At 30.7% G+C, this 26183-nt stretch carries 26 protein-coding genes and 1 riboswitch; of the genes, 15 read left to right on the top strand and 11 right to left on the bottom strand.

Features of this window, described 5'->3' with window-relative positions; genetic code table 11:
• The first annotated feature begins 210 nt into the window (after positions 1-210).
• Together ACSIGE_RS05790 and ACSIGE_RS05785 are read left to right on the top strand one after the other, a co-directional pair.
• Positions 211-1497 carry a citrate synthase gene (locus ACSIGE_RS05790; RefSeq protein ID WP_440881831.1) on the top strand — a complete coding sequence of 429 codons (1287 nt, stop codon included), beginning with the start codon at positions 211-213 and terminating at the stop codon, positions 1495-1497.
• Between the two features lie 81 nt (positions 1498-1578).
• A complete protein-coding gene (locus ACSIGE_RS05785) occupies positions 1579-2532 on the top strand; it encodes an arginase (RefSeq protein ID WP_440881830.1) in 954 nt (317 codons plus the stop codon).
• A gap of 283 nt (positions 2533-2815) precedes the next feature.
• Here the strand turns inward: ACSIGE_RS05785 and ACSIGE_RS05780 are convergent, their stop codons facing one another.
• Positions 2816-3121 carry a hypothetical protein gene (locus ACSIGE_RS05780; protein WP_440881829.1) on the bottom strand — a complete coding sequence of 102 codons (306 nt, stop codon included), beginning with the start codon at positions 3119-3121 and terminating at the stop codon, positions 2816-2818.
• Between the two features lie 329 nt (positions 3122-3450).
• A riboswitch (TPP riboswitch) is annotated at positions 3451-3545 on the top strand.
• A gap of 61 nt (positions 3546-3606) precedes the next feature.
• On the opposite strand from ACSIGE_RS05780, the gene thiS reads away from it, so the two are divergent.
• The 8 genes from thiS (at position 3607) to ACSIGE_RS05740 (ending at position 10872) form a co-directional block, all read left to right on the top strand.
• Positions 3607-3807, top strand: a complete 201-nt coding sequence (thiS, locus tag ACSIGE_RS05775; protein ID WP_440881828.1) for a sulfur carrier protein ThiS — start codon at positions 3607-3609, stop codon at positions 3805-3807.
• Between the two features lie 42 nt (positions 3808-3849).
• Complete coding sequence (gene thiC / locus ACSIGE_RS05770; protein ID WP_440881827.1) at positions 3850-5709, top strand: phosphomethylpyrimidine synthase ThiC; 1860 nt, start codon at positions 3850-3852, stop codon at positions 5707-5709.
• Between the two features lie 74 nt (positions 5710-5783).
• On the top strand, positions 5784-6386 hold the full coding sequence (locus ACSIGE_RS05765; RefSeq protein ID WP_440881826.1) for a thiamine phosphate synthase: 603 nt from the start codon (positions 5784-5786) through the stop codon (positions 6384-6386).
• Positions 6387-6389: 3 nt separating this feature from the next.
• Positions 6390-7148, top strand: coding sequence for a hydroxymethylpyrimidine/phosphomethylpyrimidine kinase (locus tag ACSIGE_RS05760; RefSeq protein ID WP_440881825.1), 759 nt, complete (start codon positions 6390-6392; stop codon positions 7146-7148).
• 77 nt (positions 7149-7225) lie between these two features.
• A complete protein-coding gene (thiE, locus tag ACSIGE_RS05755; protein ID WP_440881824.1) occupies positions 7226-7867 on the top strand; it encodes a thiamine phosphate synthase in 642 nt (213 codons plus the stop codon).
• A 20-nt stretch (positions 7868-7887) separates the two neighbouring features.
• The gene (locus ACSIGE_RS05750) at positions 7888-8655 is read left to right on the top strand and encodes a thiazole synthase (RefSeq protein ID WP_440881823.1); all 768 of its coding nucleotides are present in this window, start codon (positions 7888-7890) and stop codon (positions 8653-8655) included.
• A gap of 20 nt (positions 8656-8675) precedes the next feature.
• Positions 8676-9788, top strand: a complete 1113-nt coding sequence (gene thiH / locus ACSIGE_RS05745; protein ID WP_440881822.1) for a 2-iminoacetate synthase ThiH — start codon at positions 8676-8678, stop codon at positions 9786-9788.
• 28 nt (positions 9789-9816) lie between these two features.
• Entirely contained in the window at positions 9817-10872 is a 1056-nt protein-coding gene (locus ACSIGE_RS05740; RefSeq protein ID WP_440881821.1) for a ThiF family adenylyltransferase, read from the top strand.
• A gap of 157 nt (positions 10873-11029) precedes the next feature.
• On the opposite strand, the gene ACSIGE_RS05735 is transcribed toward ACSIGE_RS05740, so the two are convergent.
• From ACSIGE_RS05735 to ACSIGE_RS05710, 6 genes are all read right to left on the bottom strand, one after another.
• Positions 11030-11890, bottom strand: a complete 861-nt coding sequence (locus tag ACSIGE_RS05735) for a M57 family metalloprotease (RefSeq protein ID WP_440881820.1) — start codon at positions 11888-11890, stop codon at positions 11030-11032.
• A 220-nt stretch (positions 11891-12110) separates the two neighbouring features.
• Positions 12111-12611 (bottom strand): hypothetical protein, encoded by a 501-nt coding sequence (locus tag ACSIGE_RS05730; RefSeq protein WP_440881819.1) that lies wholly within the window; start codon positions 12609-12611, stop codon positions 12111-12113.
• A gap of 14 nt (positions 12612-12625) precedes the next feature.
• On the bottom strand, positions 12626-13180 hold the full coding sequence (locus ACSIGE_RS05725) for a hypothetical protein (RefSeq protein WP_440881818.1): 555 nt from the start codon (positions 13178-13180) through the stop codon (positions 12626-12628).
• Between the two features lies 1 nt (position 13181).
• The gene (locus ACSIGE_RS05720) at positions 13182-15854 is read right to left on the bottom strand and encodes a hypothetical protein (RefSeq protein WP_440881817.1); all 2673 of its coding nucleotides are present in this window, start codon (positions 15852-15854) and stop codon (positions 13182-13184) included.
• Positions 15855-15871: 17 nt separating this feature from the next.
• On the bottom strand, positions 15872-16681 hold the full coding sequence (locus ACSIGE_RS05715) for a hypothetical protein (RefSeq protein WP_440881816.1): 810 nt from the start codon (positions 16679-16681) through the stop codon (positions 15872-15874).
• A 106-nt stretch (positions 16682-16787) separates the two neighbouring features.
• Positions 16788-17363, bottom strand: a complete 576-nt coding sequence (locus ACSIGE_RS05710) for a hypothetical protein (protein WP_440881815.1) — start codon at positions 17361-17363, stop codon at positions 16788-16790.
• 220 nt (positions 17364-17583) lie between these two features.
• Between ACSIGE_RS05710 and ctlX the strand changes: the two genes are divergently transcribed.
• The 3 genes from ctlX to ACSIGE_RS05695 all read left to right on the top strand — a co-directional run bounded on the left by ctlX (position 17584) and on the right by ACSIGE_RS05695 (position 20049).
• Entirely contained in the window at positions 17584-18516 is a 933-nt protein-coding gene (ctlX, locus tag ACSIGE_RS05705) for a citrulline utilization hydrolase CtlX (RefSeq protein WP_440881814.1), read from the top strand.
• A gap of 292 nt (positions 18517-18808) precedes the next feature.
• Positions 18809-18973 carry a hypothetical protein gene (locus tag ACSIGE_RS05700; protein WP_440881813.1) on the top strand — a complete coding sequence of 55 codons (165 nt, stop codon included), beginning with the start codon at positions 18809-18811 and terminating at the stop codon, positions 18971-18973.
• Positions 18974-19185: 212 nt separating this feature from the next.
• Complete coding sequence (locus tag ACSIGE_RS05695) at positions 19186-20049, top strand: OmpA/MotB family protein (protein ID WP_440881812.1); 864 nt, start codon at positions 19186-19188, stop codon at positions 20047-20049.
• Between the two features lie 65 nt (positions 20050-20114).
• On the opposite strand, the gene ACSIGE_RS05690 is transcribed toward ACSIGE_RS05695, so the two are convergent.
• Entirely contained in the window at positions 20115-20546 is a 432-nt protein-coding gene (locus ACSIGE_RS05690; RefSeq protein WP_440881811.1) for a hypothetical protein, read from the bottom strand.
• Between the two features lie 209 nt (positions 20547-20755).
• On the opposite strand from ACSIGE_RS05690, the gene ACSIGE_RS05685 reads away from it, so the two are divergent.
• Together ACSIGE_RS05685 and ACSIGE_RS05680 are read left to right on the top strand one after the other, a co-directional pair.
• Entirely contained in the window at positions 20756-21385 is a 630-nt protein-coding gene (locus ACSIGE_RS05685; RefSeq protein WP_440881810.1) for a methyltransferase, read from the top strand.
• Between the two features lie 277 nt (positions 21386-21662).
• Positions 21663-22607 carry an aldo/keto reductase gene (locus tag ACSIGE_RS05680; protein WP_440881809.1) on the top strand — a complete coding sequence of 315 codons (945 nt, stop codon included), beginning with the start codon at positions 21663-21665 and terminating at the stop codon, positions 22605-22607.
• Here the strand turns inward: ACSIGE_RS05680 and ACSIGE_RS05675 are convergent.
• The 3 genes from ACSIGE_RS05675 to ACSIGE_RS05665 are packed head-to-tail and all read right to left on the bottom strand — an operon-like array spanning position 22604 to position 25915.
• Positions 22604-23854, bottom strand: a complete 1251-nt coding sequence (locus tag ACSIGE_RS05675; protein WP_440881808.1) for a YcaO-like family protein — start codon at positions 23852-23854, stop codon at positions 22604-22606. The genes ACSIGE_RS05680 and ACSIGE_RS05675 overlap by 4 nt on opposite strands.
• Positions 23844-25199: an aKG-HExxH-type peptide beta-hydroxylase gene (locus tag ACSIGE_RS05670; protein ID WP_440881807.1), complete on the bottom strand. Its 1356-nt coding sequence runs from the start codon at positions 25197-25199 to the stop codon at positions 23844-23846. The genes ACSIGE_RS05675 and ACSIGE_RS05670 overlap by 11 nt, the downstream gene beginning before the upstream one ends.
• A gap of 38 nt (positions 25200-25237) precedes the next feature.
• On the bottom strand, positions 25238-25915 hold the full coding sequence (locus ACSIGE_RS05665; RefSeq protein ID WP_440881806.1) for a hypothetical protein: 678 nt from the start codon (positions 25913-25915) through the stop codon (positions 25238-25240).
• Positions 25916-26183 lie beyond the last annotated feature (268 nt).

Raw genomic sequence — 26183 nt, 5'->3', positions numbered from 1 at the left:
TTTTCTAGGTTTTTTTATTTTTGTGATTCTAGAAAATTTAATTTTGATAGAACTTTTTAATAGCAATTATTTTATTGCTGAGCCATTCTGTTTTTTTTGGTAAATATTCTAATTTTTTAGAGTAAAAAACTCTTTCTTACGGCTTTCAGAATTTTATAAAAAATGGTATCTTCGCCTGTGACTACAATTATAAAAAAACTAAGATACAAAATGTCAGATATAGCAAAATTACAAATTGGCGAAAGCACATATGAATTTCCTTTAGTAAAAGGTACAGAAAATGAAACTGCAATAGATTTAAAAAACCTAAGAGGTAATACTGGTGGTTTAGTAACTATTGATCCAGGTTTCAAGAATACGGGTTCTTGCCAAAGTGCTATAACATTTTTAGATGGTGAAAAAGGTATTTTAAGATATAGAGGGTATTCTATCGAAGAATTAGCTGAAAAGGCAGATTTCTTAGAAGTTGCTTATTTATTAATTTTTGGAGAATTACCTACCAAATTACAACTTGACAAATTTTATAATGATATTTTAGATAATGCCATTGTTGATGATGATATTAAAAAAATTATAGATGCATTTCCTAAAAATGCCCATCCTATGGGTATATTATCTTCTTTAACATCAGCATTAACTGCATTTAACCCTTCCTCAGTAAATGTGGATTCAGAAGAAGCAATGTACAATGCAATTGTGAAAATAATGGGTAAATTTCCTGTTTTAGTAGCATGGACTATGCGTAAAAAAACCGGTATGCCATTACACTATGGTTCACGTAAATTAGGATATGTTGAAAATATTCTAACCATGATGTTCCAAAAGCCAAATGATGAGTATGATATAAACCCAATATTATTAAATGCATTAGACAAACTTTTGATATTACATGCTGATCATGAACAAAATTGTTCTACATCAACAGTTAGAATAGTTGGTTCTTCACATGCTGGATTATTTGCTTCTTTATCAGCAGGGATTTCTGCTTTATGGGGGCCACTTCATGGAGGAGCTAATCAGGCTGTTTTAGAGATGCTAGAGGGGATTAGAACAGATGGAGGAGATACTAAAAAATACATGGCAAAAGCGAAGGATAAAGAAGATCCATTTCGTTTGATGGGATTCGGACATCGTGTTTATAAAAATTTCGATCCGAGAGCCAGAATTATAAAAAAGGCAGCAGATGAAGTACTTGGAGACTTAGGTGTTAATGATCCTGTTCTAGACATAGCTAAAGGTTTAGAAAAGGAAGCATTGAGTGATGATTATTTTGTGAATAGAAAATTATACCCAAATGTTGACTTCTATTCAGGTATAATTTATAGAGCGATGGGAATACCTGTGGAGATGTTTACTGTAATGTTTGCACTTGGGCGTTTACCAGGTTGGATAGCGCAATGGAGAGAAATGAGGTTGCGTAAAGAGCCTATTGGAAGACCTCGTCAAGTCTATACAGGAGCTAACGAAAGAGCATTTGTAGATTTAGAAAAAAGATAAAAGTTATTTAAATACTCAAGTATTGTTTATTAAAATCAATTATATTGTCTTCATTAGTTTTACAAACTTAAAATTTTAAAAATGAAGGAAATTAAGATAATTAAAAATCGATCTGATATTGGTGCGGGTACTCGAGGTTCTGACATGGGTATCGATGCGATCGAAATAGCTGCAATAAATGAAGAGAGTAATTATTTTGATAGATATCCGTTTGAAGATGTAATTACTGAAAATGAATCCATTTATAATAAAGAAAATAACTCATTTGCTAAGCGAATAGAAAATGTTTTCAATCAATGTAAACGACTTTCAAATCATGTAAAGGTGAATCTGCAGGAAGGGAAATTTCCCGTGGTTATATCTGGAGATCATTCTTCTGCTTTGGGAACTATTAGTGGAGTAAAGGCTGCGAATCCAACTAAAAGAGTTGGAGTCGTATGGATAGATGCTCACGGAGATCTACATTCACCATATACTTCACCGTCAGGTAATATACACGGGATGCCATTAGCAGCCGCAATAAGTGACGATAATATCGATAGCCAAATTAATGATGTTGATAGAGAAACGGCTGAATTTTGGGAGCGAATGAAAAACATAGCGACTCCTGGTCAAAAAGTATTAGGAGAAGATATTGTATTTTTTGGAGTACGTGACACTGAGCAACCAGAGGACAACCAAATTGAGAAATATGGAATAAAAAATTATATGGTTGCCGAAGTACGTCATAGAGGAGTAGAAGTTTGTGTGAATGAAACGATAGAAAAACTAAATGAATGCGATATTTTATATGTTTCTTTTGATGTAGATGCTATGGATTGTGACATGGTTTCATACGGTACAGGAACTCCAGTTCCAAAAGGATTTGATCAGTTTGAAGTAATAGAGATCATAAAATTACTTTTAGCAAGTAAAAAAGTGGTTTGTGTAGAGTTTGTAGAAGTGAACCCATTACTTGACATGAAAGGAAATAAGATGGCTAAAACAGCTTTTCAAATTCTAAATTCTATTACAGAAGACATAGAAAAATTATAAATTAAAAAAGCACAAGTATCTATAAAGTACTTGTGTCTTTTTTATTTTATTTTCCATTCAAACAATTTATTTTTAATTAGATCCATATAGTCATAGGATTTAAACATTTAGTACAGAAAACAATTAAAATTAGTTTTAGTTAAATCACGATAACAGTTATAATTTTTTTATAAGTTTTTCTTGTTTTACCCTCTTCTAATGGTATTTAAAACTTAATAAGTGACGTTGGATCTGGCTAGAATGTTAGTATAATTAAAATTCCCTTAGCTAATTTCAGTTACGTTTAGATCATAGAAATTATGTTGATTAATAATATCATGACTTGGCTTATTGAGATATTCATAACATCAAATATCTTGTTTCTATTAAATCTACCATTAACTTCAACAATGATGTATCCATAGATTTTAGAAGTACACCTAAAACGATATTTCATTCCATCTAATATTTTTTTTGAAACTTCATAAGGTTTGTCAAAATGATCAAAAGATTTTTTGACTTCATTCCAAACAATATTGTCTTCTTCTGTCAATTGTTTGAAAGGAGACCAATCTCCTATAATAAAATTAGTGTTTTTTTGATGACTCATATTAAATAAGGTTTATAGTTTATCTATTTTTGGCGTTTTTAAGTTTAATATTTCACATTATTTCGAATGGAAAATTTTCTCTATTAACAATTTTTTAAGTATCAAACCAAAGTCGAAAAAAAATGGATGTTTTTTTTAAAAAAAGGTGTTTTTGTTATTTTTTAAGGTGTGAGAGGCCATTAAATTAGAATAAAAGTAAGTAAGGATTTTACTAATTTTCCACTCAAGAATATTTTTCAAATGGTTGTATTAATTTTATTGTATCCGAAATTCGGAAAAATGAAGTAGAATATAATGTGTTTTTTTGAATAAAAATTTATATTTGTAATTGTAAACTTTAGGAGTAGCTAGTTCGCTAGTTTGAGAAATATCCTTAGAACCTGATATGGTTAATACCAGCGTAGGGAAAAGTTGAGATGCTACACTCAGAAAATAGGTCAAATTTAGCCTATTCGACTTCTATAGTTTGCTTAAATATTCATTCAATGATTATCAAAGTAAACGAAACGACAAAAAAAATCTCAGAAGACTTAACTGTAAGAGGACTGGTTAGAGAATTGGAAATCTCCGATAATGGAATTGCAGTTGCCATTAATAACAATATTGTTAAAAAAGATGACTGGAGTAATCATAAACTTCAGAATAACGACAATATTTTAATCATCCGATCTACGCAAGGAGGATAATTTTTTATTAAAATAAATTCGACAAAAACTAATAACCTTATAATGAAGAAAAAAGATACAGCACCAAAGCAAGACGGTGTAACTAGAAATCCGTTTCCGAATTCAAAAAAAATTTATGTTCCCGGAGAAATTCACCCGCATATTAATGTGGCGATGAGAGAGATTGAATTACACGATACAGTGGATTCAATGACTAAAAAAAGAATGCCAAATGAACCTGTAACTGTTTATGATACTTCAGGGCCATATACAGATCCGAATAAAGAGATAAACATTCACAACGGATTAGAACGGATTAGGGAAAAATGGATTTTAGATAGAGGTGATGTTGAAGAATTGGATGAATTTACTTCTCAATATTGTAACGAGCGATTAAATGATAAGAAGTTAGATCACTTACGATTTAACCTGAAGCATAAAGCTAAAAGAGCGAAGGAAGGGAAAAATGTAACGCAGTTACATTATGCAAAACAAGGAATTATTACTCCCGAAATGGAATATGTTGCTATTCGTGAGAATCAACGAATAGATGAAATGACACGTCTTTCAAAACAACATCCAGGGCAAGATTTTGGAGCAAGCATTCCAGAAAAAATAACACCTGAATTTGTAAGAGAAGAAGTGGCAAGAGGAAGAGCAGTAATACCTTCTAACATAAATCACCCTGAAGCAGAGCCTATGATTTTAGGAAGAAATTTCTTGGTGAAAATCAATGCGAATATTGGTAACTCGGCTACAACTTCATCTATTGAGGAAGAAGTAGAGAAAGCTGTTTGGGCTTGTCGTTGGGGAGCGGATAATATAATGGATTTATCTACAGGTAAAAATATTCATGAAACTAGAGAATGGATTGTTCGTAATTCGCCAGTACCAATCGGTACGGTCCCAATCTACCAGGCTTTAGAAAAAGTAAACGGAGTAGCAGAAGACTTAACATGGGAGATTTTTAGAGATACCTTAATTGAACAAGCTGAGCAAGGCGTTGATTATTTTACTATCCACGCCGGAGTAAGATTGGCTTACGTTCCAATGACAGCGAAACGTATTACAGGAATTGTTTCTCGTGGAGGATCTATTATGGCTAAATGGTGTTTGGCACATCACAAAGAAAGTTTCCTATATACTCATTTTGAGGAAATTTGTGAAATTCTTAAATCATACGACGTCGCTTTCTCTTTAGGAGATGGTTTACGTCCCGGTTGTATTGCAGATGCGAATGATGAAGCTCAATTTGCAGAATTAGAAACATTAGGAGAGTTAACGAAAATAGCATGGAAACATGAAGTTCAGTGCTTTATTGAAGGACCTGGTCATGTACCTATGCATATGATCAAAGCAAATATGGACAAGCAATTAGAAGCTTGTGGTGAAGCTCCTTTCTATACTTTGGGGCCTTTAACTACTGATATTGCTCCAGGATATGATCATATCACTTCAGGAATTGGTGCAGCAATAATTGGATGGTACGGAACAGCTATGTTATGTTATGTTACACCGAAAGAGCACTTAGGGTTACCAAACAGAGATGATGTGCGTACTGGGGTTGTTACCTATAAATTAGCAGCACATGCAGCTGATTTGGCAAAAGGCCATCCAGGAGCACAGCATAGAGATGATGCCTTAAGTAAAGCTCGTTTTGAATTCCGTTGGGAAGATCAATTTAACTTGAGTTTAGATCCAGAATTGGCAAGAGAATATCATGATGAAACACTACCAGCTGAGGGAGCTAAAATAGCGCACTTCTGTTCAATGTGTGGACCGAAATTCTGTTCAATGAAAATAAGTCAAGAAGTTCGTGATTATGCAGCCCAGAAAGAATTGGTGGCAGAAGATGCTATTTCAGAAGGAATGAAGGAAAAGTCTGAAGAATTTAAAACAAAAGGTTCGGAAGTTTATCTATAGAATATAAGATTATAATTATGAATTACGAATGTTACTATTTTTAAATTCGTAATTCATAATTTAAAGTGAAACATATGATTATTTTAATCGCCCCAGAAAAAGATGTAGAAAATGAAATCAAAATTTTACATCAACTCTTTGAGGCAGGCTTAACCCATTATCATTTAAGAAAACCATTTAAAGGATATGAGGAGCATTTTGCATATTTGAATGCTATTGGTGAACAATATCATAATAGAATTGTTGTACATTATTTTCATGAATTGCTAAATGAATTCAATTTAAAAGGAGTTCATTTACAGGAACAACCCAGAATTGATTTAAAAAATCGTTTACGAGAGTATGTTGAAAATTTTAGAAGTAAGGGAAAAACAGTGAGTAGTTCTTTTCATGATCCTGAAGTACTTGATTCATGTTTGGAATTTTTTGATTATTATCTATTAAGCCCTGTGTTTTCCTCTATATCTAAAGCAGGATACGAAGGAAGAGGATTTGACGTAAATCATATGAATAGAATAATTATAGGAATGGGAGGAATAAATGAATCGACAATAGCGGATACTTTGAAATTGGGATTTAGTGGGATTGGTGTTTTAGGAGGTGTTTGGAATGCTGAAAGTCCAGTAGAGAGTTTTAATAACATAAAAAGCGTTTTTAGTACAATTATTCATGGCTAACATATGGGTGAAAAACGATACATATTAACAATAGCAGGTTTTGACCCTTCCAGTGGAGCAGGAATTACGTCAGATATCAAAACATTTGAATCTTTTGGATTGTACGGACTATCAGTTTGTACTGCAATTACTGTTCAAAATGACATTGAATTTAAAAGTTGTACTTGGGTAAAAGATACGATAATACTTGAACAAATTGAAACTTTATTTGAAAGGTTTAAAATACCAATCGTTAAAATTGGTATCATTGAGTCATGGGAAATTCTATTAAAAGTTCAGCAAAAGCTTAGAAAGCTAAATCCTGAGATAGTTATTGTATTAGATCCTGTACTCAAAGCAAGTGCAGGTTATGATTTTCATACCAAGAAAAACTACGAAACATTTAATAAAATGTTGTCTTTATGTGATTTTATTACTCCAAATTATGATGAAATAAAGGCGTTGTTTCCTGAAAAAGATATAGAGGAAACTATTGAAAGTATTGCCGAAAGAACAAATATTTATTTGAAAGGAGGTCATAGAAAAGATAAGAAGGGCTGGGATGAGATTTACTATGGCAAAATTGTTAAATTAAATATTCCCCCGATTTCAGAAAAAGTATTTGATAAACATGGAAGTGGTTGCGTATTATCTGCAGCCCTTGCAGCGAACTTTTATAATAACTTGACAATAGAAGATAAAGGGAAGAGTGTAAAACGATATGTAGAAGAATATCTTAATTCAGACGTTTCCCTTTTAGGAAAACATTATTATGGCAGATGAAGTTAATTATTCTTCAATAAAAAAAGAAATTTAAAAAACAAATACAAAAACAACTATACTAAATTACATAAAACGAAATGATAAGTAAATTACAGTACATAACGCAAGGAAGCACTCCGGATGAACATATAGAAAACATTCAGAAGGCATGTTCTTATGGCGCTGAGTGGGTTCAACTTCGATTAAAGAATTTCGATGAAGACACTATTTTGAAAGTAGCGAAAGAAGCAAGAGCGATTACAAGTCATTTTCAAACAAGATTAATTGTAAACGACTTTTATAAAGTTGCAAGGGAAGTAAAGGCAGATGGAGTGCATTTAGGAAAGAGTGATACATGTCCTTTAGTAGCTAAAAAATACTTAGGAGATATGTATACTGTTGGAGGTACAGCCAATACGTTGGAAGATTGCAGAACACTGGTAGATAAAGGTGTTCATTATATTGGACTTGGACCTTTTAGATTTACTGAAACTAAGAAAAACTTGAGTCCAGTTCTAGGATTGGAAGGATACCAAGCAATTATTGAAGAATTAGCAAGAGAAGTTCCCATTATAGCTATTGGAGGAATTACATTAAAAGATGTTTCAGTCTTGTTAAAAACTGGAATTCATGGAATTGCAGTATCTTCTGAAATTACTCAAAGTTTCAGTGCCATTCCTGCGTTCCATACCTTGTTAAATGCTGGCAGTACATTAGAACAAGTGTATAAGATCAGTTAGATAAAATTTATTATAATACCATGACAACATTAAAAATAGCAGATAAAATATTTAACTCTCGATTGTTCACTGGAACTGGAAAGTTTAGTTCTTCTGAATTAATGCGAGAAGCTTTATTAGCTTCAGAAAGTGAGTTGATCACAGTAGCATTAAAGCGAGTAGATGTTCAAAATGAAGAGGACGATATATTGACTCATTTAGGACATTCACGCATTAATTTGTTACCTAATACTTCAGGAGTAAGAACAGCAAAAGAAGCAGTTTTCGCTGCGGAGTTATCGCGAGAAGCACTTGAAACAAATTGGATAAAGTTGGAAATTCACCCAGATCCGAGATATTTACTACCAGACCCAATTGAAACGTTAACCGCCGCAGAAGAATTGGTTAAAAAAGGTTTCGTTGTAATGCCTTATATCCATGCCGATCCTGTATTATGTAAGCGTTTGGAGGAAGTTGGAGTACAATGTGTAATGCCTTTAGGAGCTCCAATTGGTAGTAATAAAGGTTTAAAAACATTAGAGTTCTTAGAAATTATTGTAGAACAATCTAATGTTCCTGTGGTTGTAGATGCAGGTATTGGATCTCCTTCACATGCTGCTCATGCAATGGAATTGGGAGCTGATGCTGTATTAGTAAATACGGCAATAGCTGTATCCCAGAATCCAATAGAAATGGCAAAAGCTTTTAAAATGGCAGTAAAAGCTGGAAGAATGGCTTATGAAGCTAAGCTAGCCCCAATAAAAAAATATGCAGAAGCTAGTAGTCCATTAACGAGTTTTTTGAGTTAGATTAAACGATTCTTTTAAGTATGAATACTACTTTTAGAGATATATTCGAAAGCTATAACTGGGATGATACGCTTTCAAACATAATCAACAAAACTTCAACAGATGTTGAGTATGCTTTGGCGAAAGAAAAAAGAGATTTAGAAGATTTTAAAGCATTAATATCACCAGCTGCAAAACCTTACTTGGAGCAACTAGCTCAAATGAGTAGAATGCTTACCAAAAAACGATTTGGGAATACAATTCAAATGTATGCTCCCATGTATTTAAGTAATGAATGTCAGAATATTTGTACCTATTGTGGATTTAGTTTTACCAATAAAATTCCAAGACGAACCTTAACAGATAATGAAATTCTTGAGGAGGTGAGCTTTTTAAAGCAAAAGGGATATGACCATATTCTACTCGTCACAGGTGAGGCTAATAGGACTGTTGGAGTAGATTATATTAAGAATGCAATTGAACTTATTCGAACGAATTTTTCCAATATTACTATCGAAGTACAACCCTTAGACCAACATGAGTATGAGTCTCTTATTGAAAGTGGTTTATATGCAGTTTTAGTTTACCAAGAAACGTATCACGAACAGGAGTATAAAAAACATCATCCAAAGGGTAAAAAGTCGAATTTCTATTATCGGTTAGACACACCTGATAGGCTAGGAAAAGCGGGGATTCATAAAATTGGATTGGGAGCTTTATTTGGATTGGAAGATTGGAGAGTCGATAGTTTTTACACAGCGTTACACTTGAAATACTTGCAGAAAAACTATTGGAAAACAAAGTATTCTATTTCCTTCCCGAGACTTCGTCCTCATTCTGGCGGTATTGAGCCGAAAGTTGAAATGACAGATAATGATTTAGTTCAGTTGATTTGTGCTTTTCGTTTATTAGATGAAGATTTGGAATTGTCCATGTCGACAAGAGAAAGTGAAATCTTTAGAAATAATATTGTTAATTTAGGAGCTACCTCGATGAGTGCTGAGTCGAAAACAAATCCAGGAGGTTATAGTGTAGAGCCACAATCACTAGAGCAATTCGAAATTTCGGATGAAAGAAGTACAGAAGAGATTGTATTGATGTTGAAAGAGCAAGGTTTGGAAGTTGTTTGGAAAGACTGGGAGCATTTTAGTTAAATTTGTCATAAGCCAAAAGTTAAGAGCAATGTTAAATTCGGAAGAACTTAAACAATACAACCGACATCTAATTTTAGATAAAATAGGAGAAGAAGGACAGCTAAAACTTAAAAGATCAAAAGTTTTAGTAATTGGAGCTGGAGGTTTAGGTTGTTCAATTTTGCAATACTTAACAGCAGCAGGTGTTGGTACAATTGGTATTATTGATCATGATATCGTTGATCAGAGCAATTTGCAGAGGCAAATACTTTACACTATCGATGATATAGGAAAGTCAAAAGCAGAAACTGCCAAGAATCGACTTTTAAGGTTAAATCCGTTTATAGAGTTCAATGTTTACAAAGAACGATTAACGAACGAAAACGCATTTTATCTTTTTCAGATGTACGATGTAATCATTGATGGTAGTGATAATTTTGCAACGAGATATCTTGCAAATGATACGGCCGTTTTAACAAATAAGCCATTAGTTTATGGAGCTATTTTTAAGTTTGAAGGACAAGTAAGTGTATTTAACTTTAAAGGAAGCGCAACCTATCGATGTCTATATCCAACTCCTCCCAAACCAGATGAATCACCAAATTGTTCAGAAATTGGAGTTATTGGTGTTTTGCCTGGAATCATAGGTAGTTTACAAGCTAATGAAACCATAAAAATTATTTGTGATTTAGAAGGAGTTTTAGCAAACAAATTATTAATATTTGATACATTAAGTATGCGTCAAATTACATTAAAGTTTGAAAGAACGAAGAATGCTAAGCTTAACAAATTGGAAGAAGATTATGAGTTTTTTTGCGGGATAAAACCGATTGGAGAAGAAATTAGTTTAACCGATTTAGAATCTCATAAGGAAAAATACAATCTTTTAGATGTTAGAGAACATTGGGAGCGAGAAGAAAAAAATATTGGAGGTTTACATATTCCTCTTAGGGAACTATCCAATCGTTATCAGGAAGTAATTTCTGAGAAACCTTTAGTTGTTTATTGTCAATCTGGAATAAGGAGTAAAGCTGCAATTTCTTTATTGAAAGAGAAGCTGTCTAATGGTATAATTTTGGTGAACTTAAAAAGTGGAATAAGTTAATTTGCTATAACTAAAATTTGATAGTTTACCTTCGTAATCTTTATTCATTAAGAAAAACATAAGGTGCAATTAAAATATTTTTTCTTTTTATGATTCTTTCTTATCGTAAACGTAAATGATAAAAAAATCGAGAAACTAGTTTTCTCGACCTTTTTTACTATTCTTTTGGATATAATGTTTTTAAAGATTTAACATCATTGTTATTGAATTCCCCTGTCATTTCTTCATTAAAAGGACAGGCTAGCATAATAGAGGTATTGTCATAGTAGGATTCATTTGGAGTACCGTCAATATGATTAATACCGACACCAGCATCACCTTCATCTTCAAAATCACCCTTACAACTATTTCTGCCAAACCAATCTGTATGTCTCATTCCTATTGAATGACTAATCTCATGCATCAAAACATGTTGATTCTCTATTTGTGTATGTTGATCTAAATTAAAAATTTGTATTTCGTTGTAAGGTTTTCCTTTATAAGGAAAACCTGCTCGTCCTCCTTTTGAACTATTAAATCTAGACATGTCGTAAACAAAAATATCACCTGCACCCCATAATTTGGTTTCTTCAAAAATAAAAGTTAAAGATAAATTTAAATCGTTAAATTTTGCTACAGCATTTTTTAGAGCCTTTAATCCTTTCTCAGAAAGTTTAAAACTAGATCTACCGCCATTATATCCAGTAATTTTAATTATTTTTCCTTGGGTTACTAAATTATTGGTATAATATTGGTCAGTTCGATTATTTTTTAGATGCGTAAGTTCAATTAATTGGTTTTCAGTTGTCATTATATCGTTTTCGATGACTATTTTTTTTTCGAGTTTATTATTTACTGTTCGAATAAATTCATACCGAATTGTTGATGTATTAAAATTTAATTTGGTAGCAGCATCAATTACTTTTTGGGGAATGTCTGAATTTTGGTTATTATTCTCTATTTTATCATTAGTAGCACATGAAGATATAAAAAGCGTTACAAAAAGCCCATATATTAGAATGGATTTACTTTCTTTCATTTGATTAGTTTTTAGTTTAATTAATCATAATTTATAAAAAACAAATTAATTTTTTTGCTAAAAAATAGAATTAAGGAAAGAGTTTACCATAATATCTCTGATTCTTAGGACACCTTGAAGATGTTGCAATATTTTTAAAAGAAGTAATTTTTCTATTGAAAAGAATTGATAAAAAAGTATTTATGGATAGCATAGTTTATATTGATCAAATTATAGATGACTAATCATCAATAAGAGTAAATACTATATTAGTTTGGTATTGCTTAGCTGGAATAATAAGCGATCTACCAACTAGTTTAATTTGACAATTTATATTTAATATTTTTCCATTACCCTCAATAAATTGATTGTCGTAGTTATTGATTAATAAGTAATCTTCTCCACCACTTAAGTAATTATTATAGATATGTTCGCCATTATTGGTGCGCCTAATATTTATTTCTAGACTAGAGTCCCATTCTATATCTGATTTTTTAACATTAATGTGCCAGCTTCTATGTACATCATTTTGCATATTTTCAGGGAGGAAGTTCACACTAATTTTAATAATTTCGTGAGAAGATTCGAATTCAGAAATTATATCCTCTCCTGGAATTATCGAAATATTATTTGTTTCATTGAAAAGTTCTATTATTCCATATTCAACATTAAGTTGAGCGATCATTGATAGTCTACTAGTAAAAAATAAGCCCCAAAATAATAATAAACTAATTCTTTTCATAAATAAAATAATTTTCAGTCATCAGAAATAGTGTAGGAGATAAATAAGACATGATTTTCTTGAAAACTTAATAAGTCATAGTTTTTAATTTGTATACTATATGACAAAGAGTGTCCATTTTGGGGACCGACATTTGTAAAAGCACCACCAATACCAGTTAAAATTTTTTGAGGAGATTTTTTTAAAGTGATCTGTTCAGAAGGAATCCCAAATTGACCAGATCCGCTACCAACATAACTTCCTGTATTTAATGTAATTTCTGTTCCAGGGGGTGCTGTGCCAGATAATATTTCTACAGAAACATTTCTTGTTACGCCATCTTCTGCTATTGATGAGGAGTAATTTAGCCATTTATCATTATTGTTTTCAGATTTGGAAGTAATAGGATTTCCTGCTTCGGTAATTGTTTCAAGACTTATAATTACAGGCTCTATACTTGGTTGAATTTTTAAAATTGCAATTTCAGGAATTTCAAAAGATAAAGGAACCGTGTTAATCTGTGAAGTCTGAGCTTTGATTACCATAGAAAACAACAATATAAACATAAAAGTTTTACAATTAGTTATCATTTTAATTACTTGACTTTAGTTTAAATTTTTTGTTTTGCATTTTTATGCGTCTTAATTTTTCTGAGACCGAAAAAATAATTTCTTTTATCTCGCCTTCATTAACTGTTATTAGACGATGATTATCATTAAAAGTAAATTTTTTTTCGTAGTTCTTACTAACGATTCCTATTTTATATTTTCCAGGTTTTATCTGACTGAATAAGAATTCGTTTTTATTATTTGTTAGTGTGTATTTTATTTTATCGCCTTGTACTAATTTTATGATCAATTGAGGTAATTTATTTTTGAAAAGAGATGCTTGTGTTTGATTGTTTTTTTTAAAAGTTATTTTACCGCCTATTTTAGAAGGCTTAATAAGTGATAGCTTAACTTGCTTCTCTTCTTTTTTATTAACTGTAACCTCAAGAGGAATATCTTCATTTATTATACTATTGAATTTTAAACTAGATTGATCAACAGATAAATAATGTTTTCCTGTAGCTATGTCTTTAAACTTAAAATTTCCTTCGTCATCTGTTATTGAGGAATATCCATCTAGATTAAAGATAATACCACTTCTATCACTAATAGAGTTTGAATTTATAAATCCTACAACATCACCAATATTTTTATTTTTTGAAATAGGAATATTTAAATTTAAACGATAACCTATTGATAAAAAGAAATCTTTTGAATTAGTGTTTAGCGATGAATAACCAATATTTCCGGCGAAATTTAGATGATGATTTTTATTAAATTTAAACTTTCCTGTTAGGTTGAATAGGCTTCTTCTTTTGTATTGTTCAGACAACTCATAATCATTTCTAAAACCAACTCCTAAATCCCATGAGTTTTTAATTTTATAATTTAGACTTCCTCCATAAAATAATAGGTTTCTTTTGCTTTGTGAGTATCTATTTGTGTTTGAGTACTGTACGTTTGTGTTTAAAATTAAATTATTAGTTATAAAATAAACACCTATAACTGATGAATGTAAAGATGTTTTCCTTTTTTCATCGGATGATACAAGGTTATTGGTTGAAAGTCTGATTGCATTATCAAGAGCTAGAGAAAAGTTATTCTTTTTTATTTTGTACTGGTAATTTAATAAATATTCATGAAAATCAAATTTTATTCTTTCACTCCTATCTTTAACTGATAGGTAGCCAAGTTCAATACTATGTCTGTGACCTCTGTTTGGAACAAAGTAAAGTCTAGAAAAATACCTTTGATTAAATGGAGCTATTTGCTCTATGATTTCATCTAATCGGGGATTTAAAAGGTTGTAATTTATTTCATTAACGAGAGTAAAACGTTTTGAAAAAATCTTTTTAATTGAGGTAAAAATATTACTGCTATTATAAAAATATCCATCAAATTCAGGACTTGTATATAATATATCACTGAGAATTTCGTAATCGTTTATTTTTGCTTTTCCGGTAAACTGTAAACCAATTCGTTTTTTTTTTCCTAGCATAGTCATTGCTGTTTCAAGATAAAGGGAAGAGAAGGTGTTTTTAAAACTTTGAGTAATATTCAAAGTTGTTGTTTTTGAGTTATCGTAGGTTCTGTTTAATACGCCTAATGAAGTATTGTAGTTGTTAAATGGATTTAATTTTATGTACCCTCCTAATTGATCTTTAACTTCTTTGAAGAAAAGTGGAGTATTGTAAAAAAAAGCAAAATGGATTTTTTTAAAATATAATTTTGAATAACCGCCTCTACCTAACCTATTTTGCTCTAATAGCCTTGTGAAATTAAAAGAGAAATCGCCTAAATATAGTTCGTTTTTTTTGTACTTATACTTTATCCAATTTCTTTCTAAATTTTCATAACGAGTAGATTTATCTCCACCTGCTCTTATCGTACCAATGTTGAGGTGATGTTTTTTTTTTATGTCTAAAAACCCATTACCGTTCACATTGTAAATAAGAAATTGGCTTTTTTCCGCCTCATTTTTTAAAAAAGTATAGTTGACAATTGTCGTTATAGGATAATAAAAATAAAGGTCACTTCTACTAGAGGTATTAGGGTAGACTGTAAAGGAGCTTATTTTAGATATCGTATCAATATTTTTACCAGTTACCATAATGTCTGTTAGTTTCGTAGTTGGTTTTGTAAAGTCACCTTCTATATACTGCTCTAAAGAAACCATTTTGGAACTACTAATAGGAATATTAAGACTCTCTGTTCTTCCCTCAGAAAATCTAGACTCAACATTTATATTTTCTTCGGTATTACCTTTGTTCTCAATCAGGTATTTATAAAAGAATTTTTTTCCAGCTCTCACAAAGTTCGGTTTTTCAACTAGGTTTACTTCAATTTTATGGAGCTCTTTAATTTTGACATTTATCTCTTTTGTTTTAATTGTTTTATTGTTATTTTTTATTTTTACTGTTAATTTAGTAATACCACTCCGATAATTAATAGGAACGGATATAATAGAAAAAATCCTGATGTTCTTACTTTCTTTTTTTTTATTTATTGAAGGTTTGGTAATTAATCTCCAATTCTCTGGTAATATCCATTCGGCTTGAATAGATAAATTTTTAGATAATGAATTGGTTAGTTCCATAACAACGACATGATGTTTACCTGGTGTGAAGATGCTAGGAATTTTTATAACTCTTAAATCGGGATCATTCTTCCAAAGACTTAATATGGGGAAAGCAAGAATAATTAGCCTGAATATCATAAGATTTAATCCACCATTTAATTATCTGTAATATCAACGGTTAAATTTATTCCATATATATCTCCCCCATAGTCTGCTACGAGTACACCTTCGTACATCCCGGACGGGACATTGGTTAATTCAATAATGAAATCTTTACAGCCATTAGGGTATACTTTTTTAAACTGAGCTTCAGTTTTTAGAACACTTTCACCATTTTCATCTAATAACTCAAGAATAAGAGAAGGCTTTACCATAAAACGACCTTTATTTTGGAGTTTAACCTTTACTTGATATCGTTTATCATCTAGTTTGATTAGCTTAACATCATTAAATTCTATTTCGGGATCTATTTTTTGTCCAATATTTGTCACTAGTTGAATACCATATCGGATTTTTGAATTTATTTTCACACCTCTTTTTTCCTCCTCGCTAATTGGGTCCTCAACTTCTACCATGATCATACTCCAGAAAGAACCTTGTTTTTTCCCTTCTAGGTTTAATGTTTCAGGTATTTTTAATTGATAAGAAATAACAAAGCGCTCGTTGGGTAATAGAACTTTTTCCGTTGTGTTAAAAGTAACCCATTTTCCCAATGAATATTTACTCTCTCCAACATCTAAATAATTGGTCTTTTCATCACATAGCTGATAAAAGTCTTTTAGATATATGATTACTCTTTCTTCTTTTTCAGACGAGGTGTTTTTGAGGATAATTTCTCCATTGATAATGCTACCTACTTCAATATTATAGATATGAGTTAAGCCATTAAGTATGGTTACATTAGCATAAAAGGTAGCGCTAAATAGAATAAAAAAGAAGTTGATAAAAGATTTTTGAATATTCATAAAAATTTAAGTTAAATGGTTAGTTATTAAGAAGTAGCTTAACTTTAATAAGAATATAAGGTACATGTTTTTTATAATTAAAAAAAGGAGAAGATTCTCCTTTTTTTTAATTATCTGATAATGTATATAAGACGGTAAGAGTCGTTGAATCATTTGCATCTAAATTAGAATAAGCATCAGCATCATCAGACAAAGCAAGTGTATACGTTAGATTGTGTCCTGCAGAAACACCACTTCCAGTATAGGCACTACCAATATCAGTTACTAAATTTTGAGCAGAGGTGCTTAAATCAATTGAAGCAGTAGGTGTTCCCATTGTACCAGCTCCTCCTCCTGCATCAGATGCAGCTACTAAAGAGATTTTAGTTCCTGGTGGAATTGTACCATTACTAACGACTACAGTTACATTCCTAGACGAATCTTCTGTACCATTTACTATTGAAGAATAATTCATCCAAATGCTAGTGTCAGGATCAGGGAATGTAGCAGCTTCACCAGCTTCCGTAGGTGCAGTCACTTCAAGTGTTATAGAAGTACTTGTAGAAGATTCAAGATCTATTAAAGCCACTTCGGGAATTGTAACCGCCAAAGAATGTGAGTCTGTCGCACCGTCTTGAGCTTGAACAAGGTTAAGCCCGCCAATTAATAGTGAGCATGAGATTAAATATTTTAATGTTTTCATAATACATAGGGATTAGGCTAATAAAATTACTTTTAATACTTAAGAGACTGAATTATTTTCGTTTAAACCCAAAAAAAAGGAAGTTAAGTTGTCACTTTTTAAGGGTTACATGAAAAAGTAAACTCATAAAAAGCTATTCATACATGATTGAAAATTATTTTTATTAATCATTATTATTAAAACAGTTTTTCTTAGTGCTTAAATTGTTTATTTTCGTTTTATGGAACAGATTACAAATACTCTGGTTATGGTTCGTCCTGCAAGTTTTCGAATGAATGAACAGACAGCAGTGAACAATTATTATCAACAAAATACTATTTTATTACCAGCAGCAGTTAATGCTAAGGCACAACAAGAATTTGATGATTTTGTAAAAAAATTAAGGTTAGTTGGGGTAAATGTAATTGTCATTAATGATACAGAAATTCCTAGTACACCAGATGCTTTATTTCCAAATAATTGGATTTCTTTTCATGAGAATGGAGATGTAGGCATATACCCAATGTTTGCCGAAAATAGAAGAAAAGAAAGAAGAGAAGATATACTAGGAACCATGGAAGAACAAGGTTTTTTTATAGAGAATGTTATAGATTATTCAAAGGCGGAGGAAGAAGGTTATTTTTTGGAAGGGACAGGTAGTATGATTTTAGACAGACAAAATAGAAAAGCTTATTGTGCTCTTTCACCTCGTGCAGATGAAGAATTATTTATTGAGTTTTGTGAAGATTTTGAATATTTTCCAATTATATTCGTTGCGAATCAAACGGTAAATAATAGAAGAGAAGCTATTTATCATACGAATGTTATGATGTGTATTACGGAGAAGTTTGCTGTTGTTTGTTTAGAAGCAATTGATGATAAAAAAGAAAGGAAAAATCTGGTAAAACATTTAAAGTCAGATGGAAAAGAGATAATTTCGATATCAGAAAAACAAGTAACTCAATTTGCCGGAAATATGTTGCAAGTAAAGGGACACGATAATAAACGGTATTTAGTTATGAGTTCTTCTGCTTTTAATTCCTTGAATATAAATCAACGAGATAGTATTCTTAAATTTTGCGAGATTCTTCATAGTCCTCTCGAAACAATTGAGACTTGTGGTGGAGGAAGTGCTCGTTGCATGATGGCAGAAGTTTTTTTGCCAAAAAAATAATTATAAAGAGCGTAGAAAATAAAAAACTAATTATGCTTTTGATCTATGTGGTAGTAAGCATATCGATTGGGTTTATAACTATGTTTTAGAACTTAAAAGCAGGTTTGAAATAATTTTCTACGATGTTCGGGAGCTATCCGATATTAGTCCTTTGAAAGAAGACGAGGAATTAATTCATAACGAATTTGTAAATGTAGGGATAAAAAGGGCTGTTGAAACATGATTGGTATCAAGTCTTGTTTGTATTTCCTTAACCAGATTAAGGTATGAAAAAGTAAAACCAAGTTGTAAAATGGATCTTTATTTTGGAAGTAGAGATTCTTATGTTCTTGATAATAATTGGTTTGATGGGCTGGTTTTGAATAAAATGATCCTAGAAGGAAGCCATATGATATATAAAAAAGAAAGCTTCTCAAAGTTTATTTGTTCTCAATTACTTTACTCAAAAGATCTTTAAGGGGTTAGTGCATTGTTTTTCGTCAAGTTTAAAGCTATTTTGTAATATTTTTTTAAATGTTAATTTTTTTGAGTAGGGGAAATTAGATTTTAGTTGTTTAATACTAAAACTGATAAATAGTAAAATCATTTTTATAATAAATACTTGATTTTAAGTATTAAAAATAAATAAAAAAATGATTTAACCTGACAATTAAAATTAAAAACAAACAGATGAACAAACTAGTGTTATTCATGTCGGCAGCATTATTAATGACTTCTTGTGTGCCTAAGAAAAAGTATGTAGCCTTAGAGGAAAAGTATAATACGACGAAAGGAACTTTACATAAAACTGAATTAGAAAAGGAGCAGTTAGAGCAAAAGTTTGCCAAAATAGAAAAAAGAGTTGAAAATTATAACAATAAGATTTCTTCTTTACGAGATATCAACTCAAATTTAAAAAAGGAAAATGATAATAAACTTGATATTACAGGTAATACAGTTATATCAAGCTCGATGAAAAAGAAAATGAGAGAAACATTGAAAAATGTAGATGCGGCAGAATTATCAAAAGCTAAAACATTACAAGATTCAATGAGTTTAGCAGTATCTTATAGCTTGAAAAAATCGATAGATACTTCTGATCTAGAGAATTCTGATGATGTAGCTGTTAATATAGATAATACAGTTGTAATGATATCAGTATCAGATAAAATGTTGTTCAATACAGCCAGTTATAGAGTTAATAAAAAAGCTCATAAAATACTAAAAAAATTAGCAGATATTATTAAGTCTGAGCCAAGTATGGAAGTGATGATTGAAGGACATACTGATTCAAGACCAATTAGAAATGAAGTATTGGTTGATAACTGGGATTTAAGTGTAAAAAGAGCAACATCAATAGTAAGAGTACTTGAAAAGAAGTATGGAATTGAGTCGAATAGATTAATTGCAGCAGGTAGGGGTTCTTCTATTCCTTTAGTAGAAAATAATACAAGTAAGAATAGAGCTAGAAACAGACGTACTAAAATCATGATTTTACCGAATTTAGATAAATTTTTTGGTTTAATGGCGAGGGAAGAAGTTTTAGAGCCATAGAAAGAGAATAAGTCAAATAAAAAAAGCCGTTTTTTAAAAAAACGGCTTTTTTTATTTGACTTATTCTATATGAGAGCTGTACTTGAAGATTTGTAATTCTTATAGTACTGCATTAATATAAAAGAGCAGGTTACGGAAGAAGCGATCCCTTCTATTGCCAAAGCGAAAACAACTAAAGGTAAACTTAAATTTTTTCCCCAAAAAGAAGAGTTTTCAAGAATAGTCATAAACGCAGAATCAATAAAGGAAACGTAAATAATTAAACCTAGAATTGTCATGCCAACAGCTAATATGGAAGTACCCGCTCCAATAATTAAATTTTCGAAATATAAGGTTTCTTTATTAGCTATTATATTTGTTTTTATAGCTTTATTTATACCCCATAACACAAAAATAAAGTTTAAAAGACGTAACTCAGAAATATCCTCTAAACCAGAAAATTTCATCATGAAAAAGAAACCAACAATACCAGCAAAAATTAAAAATGCGTTATTCAAAATTATCTTATTTTTAGACATAATCAAATGAGATTTATATTACACAATACTTAAAAATACAAAATAAAAACAGTATTAGGGTTTGTTTTTTGTGTTTTTAATTGTTTTTAGGGGTTTTTATTGTTGATAATTTATATTAAAGAAAGATGCTTAATTAAAACTTACGGTAATCCATAAAATAGTCTTTGTTAGAATAATTAAATTTATTGATGAATTATTATGAAAGTAATTACAGATCTTTTATTGGGTTTCCATATGAGTTTGATTTACATGCATTAAATCAGATCGGAATACTCGCTCATTTAGGATTGCGTGAGTATCATAAGGTATTGGATGTTGGTTGTGGCTCTCTTAGGCTAGGAAGACTTCTTATACCTCTTTTGCTAACTGGAAATTATTACGGAATTGACCCTAACAAAAATCTCATTTTGGAAGGTTTTAAACATGAGTTAGGCTTCGATATACAGAATATTAAAAAACCAAATTTTTCTTATGCTTCTGATTTTTCAGTAGATAAATTTGGTGTTTATTTTTCTTATATAATAGCCCAAAGTATATTTACTCACACTTCTTATGAATTAGCAGTTTATGCTTTAAAACAACTTAAAAAAGTGATGAAGGAGGATACGATATTAGTAGCTTCTTTCATAGAAAATTATAAGTCTTGCGAAAATATAGCTCCAGGATGGAGCTATCCAAAATGTATTTCTTATTCAATAAGTGATATAAAAAAAATATTTAATGAAGCCGGGCTGTATGCTAAACAATTTAATTACCATCATCCAAGACAAAATTGGTGGATTGCTACGAAAACTTGGTCATTAATTAATTCGTTGTAAAATCAATAAAAAATTGAAATATATAGGTGTTTTTAAAATTATGATTCTTGAAATAGATAACTCAAATGGTTTAAAAGGGTAGTAGCTAGGTATAAAGTAAAAAATGGTTGTTGTTTTTTAAAGTAGGGAAATAAGGTATCGTAATTAGCCATACTTGAAAAGATTTTACTTAAATGTATTTAATTTATTGTTATTTGGATGATTATTTTAGGTTTAGAGTTTTAAGAAATTTATTTTAAGAGAATTAATAATTTAAAGTTTAATTAAAAGAATATTGATGCAGTATAGGTATTGTAATTCACTAAAAAGAAATATCTCAGAGATTTCATTAGGAACTTGGGGTTTAGATAAGTATATGTGGGGTAAGTTTGATGAAAAAGAAATATACAAAACATTTGAAGCAGCTCGTATTTTAGGAATTAATTTTATTGATACAGCTCAGGCTTATAAAGGTGTTGAAAGATTGGTAGGAAAAATAATAAAAGACCTTAGCTGGCATGACGCTATAGTAGCTACTAAAATTCCACCGAAAATATACTCCAATAATTTACTAAAAGCCTCACAAGCGTATCCTGCTGAATATATTATTTCTCAGATAGAAAGATCATTAATTTGTTTAGGATTAGAGCAAATCCCGTTACTGCAACTGCATACTTGGAATTCTGATTGGTTTGAAGAGGAAGAATGGATTCATACCCTATTAGATCTAAAAAAACAAGGTAAGATTGGGGCTATTGGTTTATCTTTAGTAGATCATATGGCAAATTCAGGTATAGAAATTATAAAATCTGGATGTATTGATTTTATACAGGTAATGTATAATCTATTTGATCAGTCTGCAAAAGATAAATTATTGGATGTGTGTTTTAAAAATTCAGTTTCTGTTATAGCAAGGTCAGTTTTATATGAAGGTTTTTTTTCAGGAAAAATAGATTTGAATTACGAATTCAACGAGGGTGATTGGAGAAAAAAATATTTTACAGGAATTCATTTTGAAGCATGCTTAGAAAGGTTAAAAATGATATATTCTGATGGAATATCTCCAGACAATATAGCGTCATACGCAATTTGTTTTGCTTTATCCCATCCTTCAATCACAACAGTAATATTAGGTATGAGATCAGTAAAACATGTTTGGGAAAATGCAAGAGTGAGTGGGTCTATGTTGTTGTCTAAAAGTGAGTTAAATAAAACACGTAAATATCATTGGTTAACTGTTTAAGCAATAGGGTGCGGCAGAAGGTTCAGAGTCGATTTCTTCTTTTTCCATAGAGAAAAAATTTTTCCTCCAAGATAAATTTGTTTATGGCGATATTCTTTTTTTAGAGTATTTGGTTGAATTACTCTGTATATACGATAGGGAGTGTTTTGAAGATCTGGATGTGTAATGTCAATTATTAAAGGTTCTAAGTCATACTTTTTTTTACATTTTTTAGCTAAAAGGCTAAGTTGATATTTACGGTTGTATGATTTGGGAATATTGTTTATTTTTTTTGATCCTTTTAGAAATATATCTAATACTTTTTTACCATTTCTCCATCCATAAATCAAATGTTTTTCACTAGAGTCAATATCAATATCCTTAAAATTAGGATAGTGCATATTTAGATTTTTTGCAGAGCTTCTGAGCATAATAGCTTCTTCTAAAGCTTTATGGATATCCTTTATGATTCCTTTACCACAGCTTGAGCCTAAAGTAAGATGATTACCATTTTTATCATAAAGTAGTACGATAATTACAGGTAATAAATCAGTATCTCCTACCTCAAGAATTGATAAATCTAGGTTGTTCTTGCTGATATAATACTGGTGATTTTCTAATATACTTGCACTAATATTTAAAAGATTCTTAGGTCGTAGGGGTAAACGCCATGAGAGCATTACACTTTCTCTCTCAATAACTTCACATAATGCTCTGAATAATAGATTCTCTTTTTCCCAGATTAAACCAGCAGCGATTCCTGACCCTTCTGTTTCTGGAAATTCAGTATGTAGATTTATAAAGCTTTTCCACCTTGGAAATACTAGAGCCGCAGGAATATCATAGGTATAATTAGAAATCATACCAGTTGCGTTTGCCCTTAATTTAAAAATATTAGAACTGTTACTTTCGATATTTTTTATTTCTTCTAAAGTATAAGGAAGTAAAAATTTAAGATGAATTCTATTTCTTGAAGGAATATAGCTTTTAAGAATATACCGAATAGTTAAGTCACTTAATGCTGAATATCTTTCAATTAGTTCCATAGTAGATAAAAAACGAGCTTCATTATCAGTTTCTCCAATTCCGGCTCCATCAATACTTTCATAATTTTGATTGCCAAAAAAATCAGTGAATAGGTATCTGTAAGAAATATGAGAAATTTTCTTATTTTTCCATTCTAATTCTCTTACAGGTATATTCTCAATACGATGACTATTTATTAAATCTAATGGGATTAGTCTTTTTACAAATAAATCAAATGACATAGTCGCTAAAGGCATTTTGATATTTTGTGTAATTTGGATTAGGATGTCGTTTTAACAGAGCAATTCTGTACGTGTTCATTTCTTCAAATAAGCGATATCCAGAACTAGTAAATAAAGCATGCTCAGCTAAAATTTGCATACCGTCGTAAAAACCTTTAATGTGTCTATTTAATCGAAATAACACTTCTTCAGTATCAGTTTTTGGTATATTTTCTTGCTTTTTATCTAAAGGAATTTTTTCTTCCACATTTTCAAAAAATTGGGCAAGTTTCATAAAAACAAAAGTAGCGTGAAATGTACCATAGAGAGGCCTTGGATCCTTTCTAATAGGAGATACATTTAATAAGTCAAATGGGTTTAATAGCAACGGAGTTAATTCATTTATTTTATGAAGAATTGTGTGTGCAGATTCATGAATTAAATGATCTGCAAACGTTATTTTTGACCAAGAATTATCAGGGTTTAATAAGGCTATTCCATGATACCAAATATCTGAGGAACCAACAAATCTTTTCCCATTTAATAGAGTTATACCTTTTAGTGAGTCAATGGTCTCTTTATAAACCGATGGAGCGTATTTTTTTATGTATTTATATCCCTTTTTTATTGTTGAAATAATGGAGGCATATTTTACTGAAAACAATTCATTATATTGTATAATTCTTAATTCTTCGTTACTTGATAAAGGTTCCGAAGCTATGAGATTTAGTTCATTTACCATATTAAATAGAATGTTTCCACTTTGATGCAAAAAAACTTTTTTATCAACGATCCAAAATTTTTTGTCTTTCCGGTATCCATCAAGCTGATTTAAAATTTCTTTTGTTTCTAAAGGAAAAACACCTCCAGAACAGCTCAAAAAACACTCGTCTTTATTCATGTCAATTCTAACCAACCCATTATGGTTAAGGTCTTTTTTGATAATATTATCTAACTGAATAAAACGAATTCCTTTCCCAGAATATGCTAAACGAATAGAAAATGATAACTTATTTTTTATGTTTTTTTGATAAGGAATTAATCGAAAAAAAAGAAGCTCTGGTAATTCAAGAAGTTGATGAGTAATTTCTTTAATTTTTCCATTTTTTAGATTTTTTGAAAAAAATGCTAACCATCTGAACATTTCAGGACCAATGTATTTATAGTTTTCCTCAATTTTTAATTGATTCTCCCAAAAGATAAGGGCTGTTAAACATTCTTCTAAGGTTGTGTGGTCAGTATACTCAGGCATCAGTTGAATTCTGCTGTAGAGAGCGTCATGCACAGCGCTCTTTATATCTCCAATAACAGTAATACCCAATACCTTCATTCCTTCATTAGTTGAAGTTATTATAGCTTTTTCCATAAATTAGTAAATATTAAAAAAGTATTTATTTTTTAAGTTTACAGACTTTCAATTACACTATTTAAGATTTCTATAGCTTTTTCTTTCCCTTCTATATCAATAAGACGTTTTGCTTTTAGTTCAAATTGAACTTCTAATTGATCAGATTCAGAAAAGCTAGTTTCATTAACAAGATAATTCTTTTGCTGATATCTTATTATAGGTTGTGCTTGTTGTTGGTTGTTAAAATCTTGACGATAACGAATCATTGGTTGCGCTTGCTGTTGTTGATTATTAAAGTCTTGACGATAACGAATCATTGGTTGCGCTTGCTGTTGTTGATTGTTAAAGTCTTGACGATAACGAATCATTGGTTGCGCTTGTTGTAGTTCATTGTTAAAATCTTGACGATAACGAATCATTGGTTGCGCTTGTTGTTGTTGATTGTTAAAGTCTTGACGATAACGGATCATTGGTTGCGCTTGTTGTAGTTCATTGTTAAAATCTTGACGATAACGAATCATTGGTTGCGCTTGTTGTAGTTGATTGTTAAAGTCTTGACGATAGCGAATCATTGGTTGCGCTTGTTGTTGTTGATTGTTAAAGTCTTGACGATAACGAATCATTGGTTGCGCTTGTTGTAGTTGATTGTTAAAGTCTTGACGATAGCGAATCATTGGTTGCATAGGTCTATTTGTACCCGTCCATTGATGAAGATTAATTTGGTTAGTTTTCATGTTTAGTCTGGTTATAGTAAAATCAAATATAACAGATTTAGGGTAAAATATGTTTTTTTTTGATAAAATCTGCATTTGAAATTGATCTAGACTATTTAATTTTACACGGAAAACTCTTAAAGTTTAATTTATATGTTGTTTATTTATTGGGTTTTAGGTGTTGTGCTTTTGGGGAGGTAAAAAGTGATATATTTTTGATTAAAATTTCGATAAACTAAAGAGGGTAAACTTTTCTTTTACCTAATTAGTAAAAGAAAAGTTATTTAAT

This window comes from Tenacibaculum profundi (assembly GCF_052050075.1).
Lineage (GTDB): Bacteria > Bacteroidota > Bacteroidia > Flavobacteriales > Flavobacteriaceae > Polaribacter.
Note: the sequence above shows the minus strand (reverse complement) of the source record. Positions and strands in the feature narration are given on the sequence as shown.

Excerpts from the sequence above, each read along its gene's own strand:
- thiE (WP_440881824.1), top strand. The coding sequence starts at position 7,226 with ATGATAAGTAAATTACAGTACATAACGCAAGGAAGCACTCCGGATGAA.
- ACSIGE_RS05720 (WP_440881817.1), bottom strand. The coding sequence starts at position 15,854 with ATGATATTCAGGCTAATTATTCTTGCTTTCCCCATATTAAGTCTTTGG.
- ACSIGE_RS05735 (WP_440881820.1), bottom strand. The coding sequence starts at position 11,890 with ATGAAAGAAAGTAAATCCATTCTAATATATGGGCTTTTTGTAACGCTT.
- ACSIGE_RS05760 (WP_440881825.1), top strand. The coding sequence starts at position 6,390 with ATGGGTGAAAAACGATACATATTAACAATAGCAGGTTTTGACCCTTCC.
- ACSIGE_RS05790 (WP_440881831.1), top strand. The coding sequence starts at position 211 with ATGTCAGATATAGCAAAATTACAAATTGGCGAAAGCACATATGAATTT.
- ctlX (WP_440881814.1), top strand. The coding sequence starts at position 17,584 with ATGGAACAGATTACAAATACTCTGGTTATGGTTCGTCCTGCAAGTTTT.
- thiH (WP_440881822.1), top strand. The coding sequence starts at position 8,676 with ATGAATACTACTTTTAGAGATATATTCGAAAGCTATAACTGGGATGAT.
- thiC (WP_440881827.1), top strand. The coding sequence starts at position 3,850 with ATGAAGAAAAAAGATACAGCACCAAAGCAAGACGGTGTAACTAGAAAT.
- ACSIGE_RS05750 (WP_440881823.1), top strand. The coding sequence starts at position 7,888 with ATGACAACATTAAAAATAGCAGATAAAATATTTAACTCTCGATTGTTC.
- ACSIGE_RS05695 (WP_440881812.1), top strand. The coding sequence starts at position 19,186 with ATGAACAAACTAGTGTTATTCATGTCGGCAGCATTATTAATGACTTCT.
- ACSIGE_RS05680 (WP_440881809.1), top strand. The coding sequence starts at position 21,663 with ATGCAGTATAGGTATTGTAATTCACTAAAAAGAAATATCTCAGAGATT.
- ACSIGE_RS05685 (WP_440881810.1), top strand. The coding sequence starts at position 20,756 with ATGAATTATTATGAAAGTAATTACAGATCTTTTATTGGGTTTCCATAT.
- ACSIGE_RS05725 (WP_440881818.1), bottom strand. The coding sequence starts at position 13,180 with ATGATAACTAATTGTAAAACTTTTATGTTTATATTGTTGTTTTCTATG.
- ACSIGE_RS05785 (WP_440881830.1), top strand. The coding sequence starts at position 1,579 with ATGAAGGAAATTAAGATAATTAAAAATCGATCTGATATTGGTGCGGGT.
- ACSIGE_RS05715 (WP_440881816.1), bottom strand. The coding sequence starts at position 16,681 with ATGAATATTCAAAAATCTTTTATCAACTTCTTTTTTATTCTATTTAGC.
- ACSIGE_RS05740 (WP_440881821.1), top strand. The coding sequence starts at position 9,817 with ATGTTAAATTCGGAAGAACTTAAACAATACAACCGACATCTAATTTTA.
- ACSIGE_RS05780 (WP_440881829.1), bottom strand. The coding sequence starts at position 3,121 with ATGAGTCATCAAAAAAACACTAATTTTATTATAGGAGATTGGTCTCCT.
- ACSIGE_RS05665 (WP_440881806.1), bottom strand. The coding sequence starts at position 25,915 with ATGAAAACTAACCAAATTAATCTTCATCAATGGACGGGTACAAATAGA.
- ACSIGE_RS05670 (WP_440881807.1), bottom strand. The coding sequence starts at position 25,199 with ATGGAAAAAGCTATAATAACTTCAACTAATGAAGGAATGAAGGTATTG.
- thiS (WP_440881828.1), top strand. The coding sequence starts at position 3,607 with ATGATTATCAAAGTAAACGAAACGACAAAAAAAATCTCAGAAGACTTA.
- ACSIGE_RS05700 (WP_440881813.1), top strand. The coding sequence starts at position 18,809 with ATGGATCTTTATTTTGGAAGTAGAGATTCTTATGTTCTTGATAATAAT.
- ACSIGE_RS05675 (WP_440881808.1), bottom strand. The coding sequence starts at position 23,854 with ATGTCATTTGATTTATTTGTAAAAAGACTAATCCCATTAGATTTAATA.
- ACSIGE_RS05730 (WP_440881819.1), bottom strand. The coding sequence starts at position 12,611 with ATGAAAAGAATTAGTTTATTATTATTTTGGGGCTTATTTTTTACTAGT.
- ACSIGE_RS05710 (WP_440881815.1), bottom strand. The coding sequence starts at position 17,363 with ATGAAAACATTAAAATATTTAATCTCATGCTCACTATTAATTGGCGGG.
- ACSIGE_RS05765 (WP_440881826.1), top strand. The coding sequence starts at position 5,784 with ATGATTATTTTAATCGCCCCAGAAAAAGATGTAGAAAATGAAATCAAA.